Raw genomic sequence first — 17,630 nt, forward strand, 5'->3', positions numbered from 1 at the left:
ATGCTTTCCAACCCTAATATCGATCTGGTTTCGCGCTTTCTTCGCCTGCCTCTGGAACAGCGCCAGCAGTTTTACCAGCGCCTGCAAAGCCGGGGCATGAGCTTCGCCCAACTGCCAATTGCCTCGATCCGTGAGGACGGCCAGAGTCTGCCGTTGTCCTACGCGCAGGAGCGCCAGTGGTTTCTCTGGCAACTGGACCCGGACAGCGCCACTTATCATATTCCCGGCGCACTGCGTCTGCAGGGCCGACTGGACCTGGCGGCCCTGCAACGCGCGTTCGACAGCCTGCTGGCCCGCCATGAAAGCCTGCGCACACGCCTGGTACAGGACGGCGAGCGCCTGCTGCAAAACGTAGCGCCCGAAGCGCGCATCGAGATACACCTGGACGTTGCCGACGAACACCAATTGATGGCGCGCATCGAAGCCGAGATAGCCCGGCCTTTCGATTTGCAGGCGGGGCCGTTGTTGCGCGTGACCTTGCTGCAACTGGCCGAAGACGAGCATGTGCTGGTGATGGTGCAGCACCACATCATTTCCGATGGCTGGTCGATGCAGGTCATGGTCGAGGAACTGGTGCAGTTCTACGCCGCGCACAGCCAAGGCCAGGAGGTGCAATTGCCGGGCTTGCCGATCCACTACGCCGACTACGCGCTGTGGCAGCGCAGCTGGATGGAAGCCGGGGAGAAGGCCCGTCAATTGGCCTACTGGCAGGACCTGCTGGGCGGTGAGCAACCGGTGCTGGAATTACCCCTCGACCATCCACGCCCGGCGCAGCAAAGTCATCGCGGCGCCAGCTTGCAGGTGCATCTGCCGGCGGACCTGGTGGCCGGTATCAAGCGCCTGGCCCAGCAAGAGGGCGTGACCCCGTTCATGCTGTTGCTGGCCTCGTTCCAGACCCTGCTGTTTCGCTACAGTGGCCAGTCGGACATCCGCATCGGCGTGCCGAATGCCAACCGCAACCGCGTTGAAACCGAGCGGCTGATCGGCTTTTTCGTCAACACCCAAGTGCTCAAGGCCGACCTTGACGGGCAGATGAGCTTCGCCGAACTGCTGCAACAGGCCAAGCGCCGCGCCCTGGAAGCCCAGGCGCACCAAGACTTGCCGTTTGAACAATTGGTGGTGGCGCTGCAACCTGAACGCAGCCTGAGCCATAACCCGCTGTTCCAAGTGATGTTCAACCACCAGACCGACGCTCAGGGCGGGCGCGATGGCCAGCAATTGCCTGGCCTGCGGGTGGCGGAACTGGATTGGGAGAGCCAGACCACGCATTTCGACCTGAGCCTGGACACCCATGAGTCCGCCGAAGGCCTCTGGGCGGCGCTGACCTACGCCACCGACCTGTTCGAAAGCGCAACCATCGAACGCTTGGCGCAGCATTGGCAGAACCTGCTCCAGGCGGCAGTGAGTGCACCACGCAGCCGTCTTTGCGCGCTGTCGATGCTCGATGCACCCGAACAACAGCGGATGCTCAAGGACTGGAATGCCCCCGCCACCGTCGCCGCACCGGATGCCGTGCACCAGTTGTTCGAGGCGCAGGCCCGCGAACATCCGGCGCGCCAGGCACTGGCCTTGGATGAGCAAACGCTCAGCTACGGTGAACTGAACCGCCAGGCTAATCGCCTGGCGCACTACCTGATCGCCCAGGGCGTAGGCCCGGAGGTGCTGGTGGGCATCGCGGTCGAGCGCTCCTTTGCCATGGTGGTCAGCCTGTTGGCCGTGCTCAAGGCGGGTGGCGCCTACGTGCCGCTTGACCCTGAATACCCGCGTGAGCGCCTGGTGCATATGCTCGATGACAGTGGTGTGCGACTGGTGTTGACCCAATCCCACCTGCGCGACCGCTTGCCATTGCCGGCCGATCTGACGGCGCTGGACATCGACCTGGCCGACGCGCAGTTGGCGCAGTGTGCCGAGCACAACCCGCCTACCGCGTTCGAGCCCCGCAGCCTGGCATATGTCATCTACACCTCCGGCTCCACCGGCAAGCCAAAAGGCGTTGCCATCAGCCATGCGGCATTGAGCGAATTCGCCGGTATCGCGGCCGAGTATTCGCGCCTGGTCGCGGACGACCGCGTACTGCAGTTCGCGACCCTGAACTTCGATGGTTTTGTCGAGCAGCTGTACCCGGCTCTGACCCTGGGCGCGACGGTCGTGTTGCGCGGGCCGCAGTTGTGGGGCGGCGCTGAGCTGTACCGGCAGATTATCGATCAAGGTATCACCCTGGCCGACTTGCCCACCGCCTATTGGAAACTGTTCCTGCAGGATTGCCTGGCCGCGGGGCCACGGCCCTATGGCGCATTGCGCCAGGTGCATATCGGCGGCGAAGCGATGCCGCTGGATGGCCCGGTGCTGTGGCGGCGCGCGGGGCTGGGGCATGTACGCCTGCTCAATACCTACGGGCCGACCGAGGCCACGGTGGTGTCCAGCGTGCTCGATTGCAGCGATGACAACGCCGTGATTGGCGCCACTGCCAGCCCGATTGGCCGCGCGTTGCCGGGGCGTGGCCTGTATGTGTTGGACCGTGACCTTAACCTGTTGCCGGTTGGCGCCGTGGGGGAGCTGTACATTGCCAGTGCCAGTGGCTTGGCCCGTGATTACCTGCAACGCCCGAGCCTGACCGCCGAACGTTTTGTCGCCGACCCGTTCAGCCCCCAGGGCGAGCGTCTTTACCGCACCGGTGACCTGGCGCGTTATCGCGCCGACGGGGTGATCGAATACGTCGGTCGCGTCGACCATCAGGTCAAAATCCGCGGTTTCCGAATCGAGTTGGGTGAGATCGAAGCGCTGCTGTTGGCCCAGGAGGCGGTGCGCGAAGCCTTCCTGCTGGCGGCTGACAACCAGTTGGTGGCCTACCTTGTGCCGGCCCAGCCGTTGTCCGCCGCCGAGCATGCGGCGGTGGGCGAAACGCTCAAGGCCACCTTGCGTGAGCAACTGCCCGATTACATGGTGCCTGCGCACCTGATCTTCCTCGACCGCATGCCGTTGAACCCCAACGGCAAGCTTGACCGCCAGGCGCTGCCCAAACCCGATGGCAGCGCGGTGCAACAGGCCTGGCAGGCACCGGTTACGCCACTGCAACAGCAGGTTGCGGCGATCTGGGCCGATATTCTTGGCGTCGAGCGTGTGGGCCTGACCCACCACTTCTTCGAACTGGGCGGGCATTCGCTGCTGGCCATGCAGGTGGTCTCGCGCATTCGCCAGGCATTGCAGCGCGAAGTGCCGCTCAAATTGCTGTTCGAGCAGCCGCGCCTGGAGGGGTTTGTCGCCGCACTGACCACCCAGGCCCCAGGCGCGCCGACCGCGCCCGCGCTGTTGCCGGTAGGGCGGGACCAGCCGTTGCCGCTTTCCTACGCCCAGGAGCGCCAGTGGTTTTTATGGCAGCTGGAGCCGCAAAGCGCCGCGTACCACATCCCCAGCGCCTTGCGTTTGAAAGGGCAGCTTGATCTGGGTGCACTGCAACGCAGTTTCGATACCTTGCTGGCCCGGCATGAAAGCCTGCGCACCCATTTGCGCCAGGAGCGCGACCGCACGGTTCAAATCATTTCACCGCAGGTGTCGTTGCAGATAGCGCACGCCGAGGTGCAGGAAGCGCAGCTCAAGGCGCGGGTCGAGGCCGAAATAGCCCAACCCTTCAATCTGGAGCAAGGGCCTTTGCTGCGGGTTTCGTTGCTGCGCATCGCCGCTGATGAACATGTATTGGTATTGGTGCAGCATCACATCGTGTCCGATGGCTGGTCGATGCAACTGATGGTTGAAGAGCTGGTGCAACTGTATGCGGCCTACAGCCAGGGACAGGTGTTGCAATGGCCGGCGCTGCCGATTCAGTACGCCGACTACGCCGTATGGCAGCGCAACTGGATGGAGGCGGGCGAGAAGGCCCGTCAACTGGCGTATTGGCGCGACATGCTCGGCGGTGAGCAGAGCGTGTTGGCGTTGCCGTTCGACCACCCGCGTCCGGCTGTGCAAAGCCATCGTGGCGCGCGCCTGGCATTCGAACTGCCCGGCGCGTTGACCCAAGGCCTCAAGGCCCTGGCCAAGCAGCAGGACGTGACCTTGTTCATGCTGCTATTGGCCTCGTTCCAGACGTTGCTGCATCGCTACAGTGGCCAGGAAGAGATCCGTGTCGGGGTGCCGATCGCCAACCGCAATCGCAGCGAGACCGAGCGTCTGATCGGCTTCTTCGTCAACACCCAGGTGCTCAAGGCCGATCTCCACGGCCAGATGAGCGTCGAGCAACTGTTGCAACAGGCCCGGCAACGGGCGCTGGACGCCCAGGCCCACCAGGACCTGCCCTTCGAACAACTGGTGGAAGCGCTGCAACCCGAGCGCAGCCTGAGCCACAACCCGTTGTTCCAAGTGATGTTCAACCACCAGACCGATGTGGGCCAGGCTCAGGTTCAGCAGCAACTGCCGAATCTTTCGGTAGAAGGGCTGGAGTGGGACAGCAAGACGGCGCATTTCGACCTGGACCTGGATATCCAGGAATCCACCGAAGGTATCTGGGCCACGCTCGGCTATGCCCAGGACCTGTTTGAGGCCAGTACCGTGCAACGCATGGCGCGACACTGGCAGAACCTGTTGCAAGGCATGGTTGCCGACCCACGGCAGAATCTCAGCCAATTAAACCTGCTGGACAACGCCGAACGGCAACAGATTCTTCAACTGTGGAACCAGAGCGACGCCGGCTTCTCGGCCAAGCGTCTGGTGCACGAGTTGGTGGCCGACCGCGCCGGGGAAACCCCCGAGGCGGTGGCGGTGAAATTTGGCGAGCAACAGCTGACTTACGGCGAGCTGGACCGCCAGGCCAACCGCCTGGCCCATGCATTGATCGCCCGTGGCGTCGGCCCCGAAGTGCGCGTGGCGATTGCCATGCCACGCAGCGCCGAGATCATGGTGGCGTTCCTGGCAGTGATGAAAGCCGGTGGCGTCTACGTGCCGCTGGACATCGAATACCCGCGTGACCGCCTGCTGTACATGATGCAGGACAGCCGCGCCCGATTGCTGTTGACCCATTCGGCGGTGCAACAGCGCTTGCCGATTCCAGACGGCCTGGAAGCCCTTGCCGTGGACCAGACGCAAGCCTGGTCCGCTGACGACGACACCGCACCCGAGGTGGCGCTGGACGGCGACAACCTGGCCTACGTGATCTACACCTCCGGCTCCACCGGCATGCCCAAAGGCGTGGCGGTGTCCCACGGCCCGTTGGTGGCGCACATCATTGCCACCGGCGAGCGTTATGAAACGTCGCCGGCCGATTGCGAACTGCACTTCATGTCGTTCGCGTTCGATGGCTCCCACGAAGGCTGGATGCACCCACTGATCAACGGCGCGAGCGTGCTGATTCGCGATGACAGCCTGTGGCTGCCGGAGTACACCTACCAGCAAATGCATCGCCATCAGGTGACCATGGCCGTGTTTCCGCCGGTGTACCTGCAGCAGCTGGCCGAACATGCCGAACGCGACGGTAACCCGCCGAAGGTTCGTGTGTACTGCTTCGGCGGTGATGCCGTGGCCCAGGCCAGCTATGACCTGGCGTGGCGTGCACTCAAGCCGACCTACCTGTTCAACGGCTACGGCCCGACCGAAACCGTGGTCACGCCGTTGCTGTGGAAAGCCCGCCGTGGTGACCCGTGCGGTGCCGTCTACGCGCCGATCGGCACACTGCTGGGCAATCGCAGCGGCTACGTATTGGACGCGCAACTCAACCTGCAACCCATCGGCGTAGCCGGTGAGTTGTACCTGGGCGGCGAGGGCGTGGCCCGGGGTTACCTGGAGCGTCCGGCCCTGACCGCCGAGCGCTTCGTACCGGACCCGTTCGGCAAGCCCGGCAGCCGGGTGTATCGCAGCGGCGACCTGACCCGTGGCCGTCCGGATGGCGTGGTGGATTACCTCGGCCGTGTCGACCATCAGGTGAAAATCCGTGGCTTCCGTATTGAGCTGGGCGAGATCGAAGCGCGCCTGCGCGAGCAGGACAGTGTCGGCGAAACCGTGGTGGTGGCCCAGGAAGGGCCGAGCGGCAAGCAACTGGTCGCCTATGTGGTGCCGCTGGATCCGTTGCTCGTCGACGACGCCGTGGCGCAGTCGACCTGCCGCGAAGCCTTGCGCCGCGCCCTGAAAACCCGCTTGCCGGACTATATGGTGCCCACGCACCTGATGTTCCTTGAGCGCATGCCGCTGACGCCGAACGGCAAGCTCGACCGCAAGGGCCTGCCGCGCCCGGATGTCAGCCAGATGCAGCAGGTGTACGTGGCGCCACAGAGTGAGCTGGAGCAGAAGATCGCGGCGATCTGGTCCGACGTGCTGCGTCTGCCACGTGTCGGTTTGCACGATAACTTTTTCGAGTTGGGCGGTGACTCGATCATCTCGATCCAGGTGGTCAGCCGTGCCCGCCAGGCCGGTGTGCGCTTCACGCCCAAGGATCTGTTCCAGCACCAGACGGTCCAGAGCCTGGCGGCCGTGGCCCGAGAAGGCGAGGGCGCGGTGGTGCTGGATCAGTCGGCATTGACCGGCGAGTTGTTGTTGCTGCCTGTCCAGCAGGCGTTTTTTGCCGATGACATTCCCCAGCGTCACCACTGGAACCAGTCGGTGGTGCTACAGCCACACCAGGCGTTGCAGGCGCCGCTGCTGGTGGCGGCGCTGCAGGCCTTGATCGTGCATCACGACGCCCTGCGCATCGGTTTCATCCAGGGCGCGGCAGGCTGGAGCGCGGCGTATCGCGGGCCGCAGCAGCATCAGGCCGAACAGGTCCTGTGGCAGACCACCTTGAATGCGGTCGAAGAGTTGGAGGCCCTGGGTGAGGAAGCCCAGCGCAGCCTCGACCTGAGCGAGGGGCCGCTGCTGCGTGCAGTGCTCGTGGACCTGGCCGACGGCTCCCAGCGCTTGCTGCTGGTGATTCATCACTTGGTGGTGGACGGTGTGTCCTGGCGCATCCTGCTGGAAGACCTGCAAACGGCTTACCGCCAGCTTGCCCAAGGTGCCACGGTCGTGTTGCCCGCCAAGACCAGCGCGACCCGGGCCTGGGCCGAGCGTCTGCAAACCTATGCACGCAGCGCCGCACTGGCGCAGGAACTGGCCTGGTGGCAGACGCAGTTGCAAGGCAGCCCCACCTGCCTGCCGGGGGCCGATCCACAGGCCAGCGTGAGCAACCGGCATGCGCTGAGCGTGACCACCCATCTGGATCAGGCCTTCACACGGCGTCTGTTGCAGGACGCCCCCAGTGCTTACCGCACCCAGATCAATGACCTGTTGCTGACCGCACTGGCGCGCGTCGTTGTGCGCTGGACCGGTGACGCGTCGATGTTGATCCGCCTGGAAGGCCATGGCCGTGAAGACCTGTTCGACGAGATCGACCTGACCCGCACCGTCGGCTGGTTCACCAGCCTCTACCCGGTGAAGCTGGTGCCGACCGATTCGCTGGCCGGCTCCCTCAAGCAAATCAAGGAGCAGTTGCGTGCGATTCCCGACAAGGGCCTGGGCTTTGGTGCCCTGCGTTACCTGGGGAATGCCGAGGCTCAACAGGCCCTGAGTGAACTGCCGCGCCCACGCATCACCTTCAACTACCTGGGGCAATTCGACGGCAGTTTTGACGGCGGCGAACAAGAAGGCTTGTTCGTCCCCTCCGGTGATGGCAGTGGTGCCGAACAGAGTGCCGAGGCACCGCTGGGCAACTGGTTGGAAATCAACGGCCAGGTCTACGCCGGCGAATTGAAGTTGAACTGGAGCTTCAGCCAGCAGATGTTCGATGAGGCGACCGTACAACGCCTGGCGGATGACTACGCCGCGGAACTCAAGGCGTTGATCGAGCACTGTGGTGTCAACCAGGGTGTCACGCCTTCGGACTTCCCGCTGGCGCGCTTGTCCCAGGCGCAACTGGACAGCTTGCCGGTGACGGTGGCTGACATCGAAGACGTTTACCCGCTGTCGCCGATGCAGCAAGGCATGCTGTTCCAATCGCTGTACGGCGAAGGCTCGGGTGACTACATCAACCAGATGCGCATCGATGTCGAGGGCCTGGATGTACCGCGTTTCCGCCAGGCCTGGCAGGCGGCGGTCGACAGCCATGAGATCCTGCGCAGCGGTTTTCTCTGGCAGACCGAGCTTGAGCAGCCGTTGCAGGTGGTCTACAAGCAGATGCGCATGCCGTTCGCCGAGCTGGACTGGCAAGATCGGCCCGGCAGCAGTGCGGCACTCGATAGCCTGGCCGAGTCGGCGCGGGCCCAGGGGTTCGTGTTGGAACAAGCGCCGTTGCTGAGCCTGACGGTGGTCCGTACGGGGGCGTCCCGTTATCACTTGATCTACACCAACCACCACATCTTGATGGACGGCTGGAGTGGTTCGCAGTTGTTTGGCGAGGTGTTGCAACATTACGCCGGTGAACCGCTGCGTGCGCCCATCGGGCGTTACCGCGATTACATTGCCTGGCTGCAGGCACAGGACAAGTCGGTCAGCGAGGCATTCTGGAAAGAGCAACTGCTCAACCTGCAAGAACCAACCCGCCTGGCCCGTGGCCTACAGGCTGCGCACAGCGAGGCGCTGGCCGTCAACGGCGAGCATCGTCTGAACCTCGACGCCAGCCAGACCGCTCAGCTCAAGGCCTTCGCCCAGCGCAATAAAGTCACCCTCAATACGCTGGTGCAAAGCGCCTGGCTGCTGCTGTTGCAGCATCACACCGGGCAGTCCACCGTGGCGTTCGGCGCCACCGTGGCAGGCCGTCCGGCGCAATTGCGCGGTATCGAGCAACAGGTCGGTCTGTTCATCAACACCTTGCCCGTCGTGGCCACGCCGGATGCACAGATGACGGTCAGCCAGTGGCTGCAGCAGATCCAGGCGCAAAACGTGCGCTTGCGTGAGCAGGAGCATACGCCGCTGTTCGAGATCCAGCGTTGGGCCGGGCTGGGTGGCGAGGCGCTGTTCGACAGCATTCTGGTGTTTGAGAACTACCCGGTGTCCGAAGCGCTGGAGCAGGGCGCACCTTCGGGGCTCACGTTTGGCGCCGTCCACAGCCTGGAGCAAACCCACTATCCGTTGACCGTCTTGCTGGGCATCGGTGACACCTTGGGCCTGGAGTTCAATTACGACCGCCAGGCATTCAGCGCGGCGCATATCGAACGGTTGGCCGAGCACTTCCAGCAGGTGTTGCAGGCATTGGCAGTGGATGGCGGCCAGCGTCTGGCAACGTTGCCTTCGCTGGCCCGTTCCGAGCGCGAAACGGTCCTGCATGCCTGGAACGCCACGGCCACGGACTACCCGTTGCACCTGCCGGTGCATCAGTTGATCGAAGCCCAGGTGGTGCGCACGCCGGACGCACCGGCGCTGGTATTTGCCGGGCAGGTATTGAGTTACGCCGCGCTTAACCGCCGGGCAAACCGCTTGGCGCATCGCCTGATGGCGGCCGGCGTCGGGCCGGATGTCCTCGTGGGGCTGGCGGTTGAGCGTTCGATTGAAATGGTCGTTGGCCTGCTGGCGGTACTCAAGGCAGGTGGCGCTTATGTGCCGCTGGACCCGGAATACCCCCGCGATCGATTGGCCTACATGCTGCAAGACAGCGACGTGAAGCTGTTGTTGACCCAGGCGCATTTGCTGGAGCAACTGCCGATTCCAGCGGGCTTGCACAGCCTGGTGCTGGAGCAGGGCGATGAGGGGTTGCAGGCCTACGCCGAGCGGAATCCGCAGGTCGTCGTCGATGGCGAAAACCTCGCCTATGTGATCTACACCTCGGGCTCCACCGGCCAACCCAAAGGTGCGGGTAACCGCCATTCGGCGCTGACCAACCGACTGTGCTGGATGCAGCAGGCGTATGGCCTGGACGGCAGTGACACGGTCTTGCAGAAGACGCCGTTCAGTTTCGACGTGTCGGTGTGGGAGTTCTTCTGGCCGTTGATGACCGGTGCGCGCCTGGTGGTGGCAGCGCCGGGTGACCATCGTGACCCGGCCAGGCTGGTGAGCCTGATCACCGCCGAGCAAGTCACTACGTTGCACTTTGTGCCGTCCATGCTCCAGGCCTTCTTGCAGGATGCCGGCGTCGGCGCCTGTCACAGCCTGCAGCGTATTGTGTGCAGCGGTGAGGCGCTGCCGGTGGATGCCCAGCAACAGGTGTTCGCCAAACTGCCACGTGCCGGGTTGTACAACTTGTATGGGCCGACCGAAGCGGCAATCGACGTGACCCACTGGACCTGCGTCGACGAAGGGGGTGACGCCGTGCCGATTGGTCGGCCGATCGCCAACCTGGGCTGCTACGTGTTGGACGGCAACCTGGAACCGGCACCCGTTGGCGTGTTGGGTGAACTCTATCTCGGCGGCGTCGGCCTGGCGCGTGGTTATCACCGTCGGCCGGCGCTGACCGCCGAACGCTTTGTGACCGATCCGTTCGGCAGTGGCACCCGGTTGTATCGCACCGGGGACTTGGCGCGTTATCGCGACGATGGGGTGATCGAGTACGCCGGGCGCATCGATCACCAGGTCAAGCTGCGTGGCTTGCGCATCGAGTTGGGTGAAATCGAGGCCCGCCTGCTGGAGCATGCGTACGTGCGTGAAGCGGCGGTGCTCGCCGTGGACGGCACGCACCTGGTGGGCTACCTGGTGCTGCAGGCGCCGAGCGAGGATTGGAAAGCACAGGTGGCGATGCACCTGGCGGCGCAGTTGCCGGACTACATGGTGCCGGCGCAGTGGGTGGTGTTGACACAGATGCCGCTGAGCCCCAATGGCAAGCTGGATCGCAAGGCGTTGCCTAAACCGGAGGCGCAAGGCGCGGACGCTTATCAGGCCCCGCAAAGCGCCATCGAGCAGCAAGTCGCGGCGATCTGGCGTGATGTCCTCGGTGTCGAGCGCGTAGGGCTGAACGACAACTTCTTCGAGTTGGGCGGTCACTCCTTGCTGGTGCTGATGCTCAAGGAGCGTATCCGTAAAGTCAGCGGTGTCGGCTTGTCCGTCAGCCAGTTGATGCTTAACCCGACGGTACGCGGCCAGGTCAACTGCCTGCAGGGCGACGCGCGCAGCTCGTTGATCGTCAAGCTCAACAGCCAGACCGAAGGCACACCGTTGTTCATGTTCCACCCAAGCTTCGGTTCGGTGCATTGCTACACCGCGATTGCCCTCGCGCTCCGGGAGCAGCGTCCGGTGTTCGGGGTGATTTGCCGTGCATTGGCCGAGGAGGGTGCAGCAGTGCCCGAATGGCAAGCCATGGTCGAGGATTACGCCGAGCAACTCCTGTTGGCCCAACCCCAGGGCGCCTTCCGCCTGGCAGGCTGGTCGTTGGGTGGCAACCTGGCGATGGAAGTCGCCTACGTGCTGGAGCAAGCGGGACGCGACGTCGAGTTTGTCGGCTGGATCGACGCCGCGCCGCCGCAGTGGCTCACGCCCTATTGGCAGGCGGTCGTCACCGAGGATGACCGTGAAGTCTCGGCGAACGAGCGGCGTGCGGCCTTGTTGGGCGTGATGTTCCCGGCGTTTGCCGAGCGGATTCAGGCGGCCTGGCAGCAATGTCAACGCGATGCCCAAGACGAAGCGGGGCAATGGCAAGGGTTTATCGCCTGGGCCGAGCAGACCCTGGGCGAGGCCTTTACCGGTATCAAGGACGAGTTGCTGCGTGGCAATGAGGCGCAGATTTCCTGGGAGGTCGACCGCGCGCTCAGTGAGCGTCTGTCGGCGGCGGACTTCAAGCCGATCAAGGCCCCGGTCAGTTGCTGGTGGGCGTCCATGAGCCGCGCCGGGCAGTTCAAGGACCTCATCGAGCAGCACATGGCAAGCACCCTTGTTCAGGGGCGGATCGAGCGTTCAGTGGTGATCGAGACTGATCACGACGGGATCATCGACAGTGCCGAGTTCATCCGTAGCTTGGTGGCCGCCATGGAATAACACCTCAAGTGATGAACACTGAACCTGTGGCGAGGGGGCAAGCTCACTCGCCACAGGGGACTCGCCACAGGGGAGGGCGGGGCACAAAAAAGCCCGATGAAAGCAGCGCTTCCATCGGGCTTTTGGTTGATCGCCGCCAGGGCGATCAAGGCATCACATCAGAAGTCCCAGCGGGTGCTGAACATCACGTTGCGCGGCTCACCGTAGGCAGCCGAGTTATAGAAGCCCACGTTGGTGTAGTAGGACTTGTCGAAGATGTTGTTGAAGTTGACAGTCGCCGAGAGGTTCTTGGTGACCTGGTAGCGGGTCATCAAGTCCACCAGCCAATAGGACTTCTGGGTGATGTCCTGGTTGGTGTTGAGCGGCGAGTTGTAGATTTCATTCCAACCCTTGCTCTGCCAGCGCAGGCCGCCACCGATGGTGAACTTGTCGAGGTCGCCCTTGAGTTTGTAAGTGGTGTTCAGGTTGACCTGGTGCTCAGGTTCGAAGGTGGAGATCTTCTTGTCGTCTGCGTCCCGCACGATCTTGTGGGTGTAGCCACCCTGTACTTGCCAGCCCGGCGCCAGCTCACCTGAGATTTCTGCTTCGTAACCCTTGGTGACGGCCTTGGAGCTCTTGAACGCATAGTTTTGCGGGGAAGGAGTCTGGTTGTTATAGGCATCGTCCGGGATGGCACGGTTGTCTTCATGCACTTCGAAGTAGGCAATGCTGGTGTTCAAGCGACCGTCGAGAAACTCGCCCTTCAGGCCCAGCTCGTAGTTTTGGCCTTCGTCCGGTTCCAGCAACGTCTGGTTGCGGTCTTTGTACGTGCTTTCCTGGGGTTGGAAGATATCGGTGTAGCTGGTGTACACCGAGAAATTGTCGTTCAGGTCGTAGATCACGCCGGCATACGGCACGAACCGGCCGGTTTCCTTGTAGGAAGGGTTGATACCGGTGACGTGGTAGTTGGCGACGCGCCCACCGAGGATCACGTGCAGGTCATCCATCACGTTCAAGCGTGTGGTCATGTAGTAGCCGGTCTGGCGGATGGTATCGTCGTTGTATTGCTGGACAGGGCCGTAGATCGGCTTGGCAATGTGGCCATTCCAGTTATAGAAATCGACTTTATTGCCGCCTGGCCATTCCGGCGACCAGTACCCCTTGCCTTGCCAACGCGACGTGCCGATCGAGCCGCCCACCACCAGTTCATGTTCGCGGCCAAACAGGCTGAAGGGCCCGGTGGCGTAGAGGTCGGCGGAGGTGCTTTTGGTTTCGCCGGTGTATTTCTGACCGTTGATCTCGGCGGTGCCATCGGCTGCCGGCTGGACAAACTGGATCGAACCGAGGTCGGCATGGTAGCTGTTGATCTTGTGGTCGAGCTGGAATTTGGTGACCCAGCCGTCACCCATATCATGCTCAAGCATGGCAAAGGCGGTGCGGGTGTTCTGTTCCCAGGAGCTCCAGGTGGCGCCGTTGTTGTAGGAGCGTGGCATCTTGTTGATGCTGCCGTTGGAGTTGACCAGCGGGAACGAACCGGACCAGCTGGAGCCTTTGGGCGTGTTGTCCTGATAGTCGAAGCCGACGGTCAACATGGTGTCGGGGGACAGGTCGAACTCGGTAATGCCGTAGTAGGTTTCGGTCTTGCGCGAGTAGTGGTCCATGAAGGACTTTTTGTCCTGGTACGCCGCCACTGCACGGCCCCGGACATTGCCGCTGTCGGTCAACGGGCCGCTCACATCCACTTCGCTGCGATAGTTGTCCCAGGAGCCGGCGCCCAATTGCACATGGCCCTTGAACTCCGACGTCGGCTTCTTGCGGATCAAGTTGATGGTCGCGCCCAGGGAGCCGGCGCCGTTGAGCAGGCCGGTGGCCCCCTTGAGCACTTCGACGCGGTCGTAGATCGCCATGTCGCTGAGGGTGTTCCCCGCCGAGTAGCCGACGTTGCGCACGGTGGACGGAATACCGTCGTACTGGAAACTGTTGACCGAGAACCCACGCGAGTAATAGTTGGTACGGTCGGTGTCATAGGCCGATACGGTGATGCCAGGCGTGTGGCGCATCACGTCATCGACGCTGTTGAGGCTGAAGTCCTCGATATGTTGGCGGGTAATCACCGTGATCGACTGCGGGGTTTCCCGCGGGGTCAGGGTCAGCCGCGTGGCCGTGGCAATGGTGCCCGGCGTGTAGGAGCCGGAGCCCTCGGTGATGTTGCCCAGCACGTTGCCGGTCACTTGGGTCGGACTCAATTCCAGCCCGGCGGACGCGCCGGCGGCGGTAACGGTCAGCGCGTTGCCACTGAGGCTGTGGGTGGTTGAAGTGCCTGCCAGCAAGGTGTTGATCGCCTGCTGCGGATCCAGTTTACCTTTGATCGCCGTGCTGTTTTTTCCCGCCACGTCGGTCGGGCTGTACAGCACCTGCAGGTTGGCCTGGCGGCCGAATTCCTGCAGTGCACTCCCCAGTGCCTGTGCTGGAATATCCAACTCGATCTCCTGTGCCTGCACATAGCCGGCAACCGGCAGCGATACCGCTAGGGCAAGCGCGCTCGGCAGGAGGTTGATGTTCAGGGCCCTGGTTAGCGCTTTGCTCAGTGGGCTGAGACCGAGTCGTGCTGACATGGATGGTTTCTCTTCTATGTTTTAAGTGGGCAAATTTTAATGTTTATTGAGGTTAGTTCTCATTACCACTAGTGAGACGTTCCTACTTCGGAAAACCGGAAAAGAAAATTTCATGCAGGCTCCATTTCATGCACCACCTGGCCGGCGCGCAGCCGTACCAACTGATCGGCGATGTCGAAATAGCGGTCGTCATGGCTGATCACGATGATGGTTTTGCCCAGGCGCTTGAGGTCCGGCAGCAGCTCGGTATAGAAAATCCGGCGGAAGGCCGGGTCCTGGTCGGCGGCCCATTCGTCGAATACCAGCACCGGGCGTTCCTCCAGCCAGGCGTTGACCAGTGCCAGGCGCTTGCGCTGGCCGGTGGACAGGTCGGTGGTGCTGAACACACCGTCCTTGACGCTGACTTTGTGCGCGATCTCCAGGCGTTCCAGGTATTTAGTGGCGCTGTCCAGTGACTGGGTGGCGCTGCCCTGGACCAGGTCGTCGAACAGGTAGTAGTCGGCGAATACCGTGGTGAACAATTGGCGATAGTCATCGCGCTCGGGGTCGGTCACGGCCTCCCCGTTGAGCAGGATTTCGCCGGACTGCGGCGGGTAGAGCCCCAGCAGCAATTTGATCAGCGTGGTCTTGCCACTGCCGTTTTCGCCGACGATAAATACGATGTCGCCTTGGGCAATGCTCAGGTTGATCGGCCCCAGGTGAAACGGCTCGCTGCCTTCCACGGCCGGTGGGCTGTAGCTCACGTTTCGCAGTTCCAGGCTGTTGACGATCGGTGTCGGCGCCTCGCTGTCATCCATCAGCAGGTGCGGTTCAGGCGAGGAGAAGCGCTCCGACAACTCGCTGATACGCCCGAAGGCGATCTTCGCCTTGCCCACCACGGGCAGGTAACCCAGCAGGTGTTCCAGCGGGCCTTTCATGTACAACAGCACCAGCACGAAGCCGGTGATCACGGTCGGGTCCGGGTTCGGGTTATAGGCCTGCATCGCCAGGGCCAGGCCGATGACCACGAAGAACAGCATCGAGCCGAAGGTCTTGGCGAGGATGTAGATGTTGACCGAACGCACCTGGATATCGCTGATGCGGTCCGCCGTTTCCTGGATACGGTGGGTGTTCATGCGAAAGCGCCGTGGCCGATGCATGCGCAGTTCCTTGGCGCCGGACGCGATGGCGTTGTAATAACGCTGCAATTCGTCTTCATGGCTGCGTGCCAGGTCGAAGCCTTGGATACCTTTGCCGCCGGCGATGAACTGCACGGCGCTGCCGATCACGATGGCGACGATCATCATCAAGAACATCGGCACCGACAGGTACGCCAGGTAGCCCAGGCAGCCCAGCGTCACCGTGGCGGCAATGGCCAAGGGCGTGAACGCGAAGGAGAAGTCGCTGATGGTGTCGACATCGTGGGTCAGCACCGGGATCAGTCGGTGGGAGCGGTAGCGCTCGATTTGCCCGATGGGCGCCGACAGCACCTTTTCACCCAGGTCTTTGCGCAGGGCGGCAATGATCCGTTGGCCTACGTAGTTGGTGCCGATGTCAGAAATGATCGAGCTGACCAGCGCCAGCACGCACAAGGCTGCAAAGGTCAGGATCACGCCCTGGGTCATGCCTTGTGGCGAGTGCAGGGCATTATTGATCGTCGCCAGCAGCAACGTGATGGCCAGGCCGCCGGCCATGCCCAGGGCGACGGAGACGGTCACGAGGGTGCGAAAGGGCCTGAGCAATGCGAGCAAACCGTTGAAGGCGCCGCGCTTGGGGTCGGTCATAAATACTTCCCGGAAAGTGAAAAAGAGGGGGCTGGGCACACAGACCCTTACCCATGACAAACGAAGTGTCGGCGCGACTATTTAGCTCGGCGTGCCAGGCGGTGGCCGCGATGGATAAATTGGGCGGGGCCTGGTTCGTTCTTGTGGTGTAGGCGCACGCGTATCGGCGCGTGCCTGATCTATCCAGTGAGAGCGAAACAATGACGAAAAAGAACCTGGTGTATGTGTGGTCCCTGCGCAATGCCGCTGCCGACAAGGCTGGGCAGCCGGTGGCCTACAAGGACCACGAGCGCTACATGATGTCGGTGCTGGAATCCCTGGCGGGGGCACTGAACGACACGCCGCTGGGCGAGGCCTACAACCTGGTGGGGGTGGTGTATGACGATGACGAGCAGAACCCGCGTGACCAGCAATTGGTCAGCGACTACGGTTTTACCTACACGCCGGGCCGCCAGTGGCTGTACCCGGCCGACCTGCGGGTGCAGGGGCGCCTGGTCAATGACTTGCTGTTGAGCGTGCCGTCCACCTATCGCCGCCTGCCACGGGGCAGCGCGGAACACATCGCCGGCAAGCAGGACTTCGAACGCCGCCTGCACGACACGCTGGTGGAACTGAAGGCGGATATCGTGGTGCTGGACGGCCTGCTGGTGATCCTCGACGAGCTGGTGCGTCCCGGTGCACCGTTTGCCCGCCGCATCATGAACATTCACCCGGGCATTACCCGCATCGAATCGCCCTACGAGCGCCGTGGCGCCTACGCGACCTGGAACGCCCTGTACGGTGCGCGTGGGCTGACGGTCACCGATTGGACGACCAAGGCCACGACGCCATCGGAGCCGCTGTACCTCACCGGCGCGTCGTTCCACTACGTGGACAACGGCATCGACTCGGGTGAAGTGTTCCATGACGTGCTCAAGACCGAGATCTCGCCGGAGGACACCATCCTCGAACTGCGCTGGAACAACTTCAACAACAGCCTGTTTCCGGCGCTGCATGAAGGGTTGGCGTTGTTGGCACGGAAGGAACTCTAAAGCGGGCACAGTTAAAAATGTGGGAGGGGGCTTGCTCCCGCTGACGGCCTGACAGCCGACCACCATCTAACGGTTAGACCGCGATCCAAATGTGGGAGGGGGCTTGCCCCCGATAGCGGTGTTCCAGACGATTCATCAGGTGACTGATTCAGCGCCATCGGGGCATCGGTATCTACACAATTCTGGCTATGGCGCAGGACCTGTGGCGAGGGAGCTTGCTCCCGTGGCGGCCTGACAGCTGGCCTGGATGTTGGATCAGACCGGGTACATATCCGTTATTTAGGTAACGGCCACTATGGATTCCGCTTTTACAGCGGCTCACTTTTGAAAAGCGCAAAAGTAAGCAAAACGCTCTTGCCCCAACACTCGGCACCTCGCTCACGCTCGGTGTG

At 62.7% G+C, this 17,630-nt stretch carries 4 protein-coding genes; 2 read left to right on the plus strand and 2 right to left on the minus strand.

The window, feature by feature from the left end; translation table 11 throughout:
• Entirely contained in the window at positions 1-11,850 is an 11,850-nt protein-coding gene (locus tag AC3ZU9_RS16840; protein ID WP_490091009.1) for a non-ribosomal peptide synthase/polyketide synthase, read from the plus strand.
• Positions 11,851-12,008: 158 nt separating this feature from the next.
• On the opposite strand, the gene AC3ZU9_RS16845 is transcribed toward AC3ZU9_RS16840, so the two are convergent.
• Positions 12,009-14,444, minus strand: a complete 2,436-nt coding sequence (locus AC3ZU9_RS16845; RefSeq protein ID WP_490091010.1) for a TonB-dependent siderophore receptor — start codon at positions 14,442-14,444, stop codon at positions 12,009-12,011.
• 110 nt (positions 14,445-14,554) lie between these two features.
• On the minus strand, positions 14,555-16,207 hold the full coding sequence (locus AC3ZU9_RS16850; RefSeq protein ID WP_490091011.1) for a cyclic peptide export ABC transporter: 1,653 nt from the start codon (positions 16,205-16,207) through the stop codon (positions 14,555-14,557).
• A gap of 200 nt (positions 16,208-16,407) precedes the next feature.
• Here AC3ZU9_RS16850 and AC3ZU9_RS16855 point away from each other — a divergent pair, with 200 nt between their 5' ends.
• Positions 16,408-17,238, plus strand: coding sequence for a N(5)-hydroxyornithine transformylase PvdF (locus AC3ZU9_RS16855; RefSeq protein WP_102060350.1), 831 nt, complete (start codon positions 16,408-16,410; stop codon positions 17,236-17,238).
• Positions 17,239-17,630 lie beyond the last annotated feature (392 nt).

It is taken from the genome of Pseudomonas sp. A39, assembly GCF_058145955.1.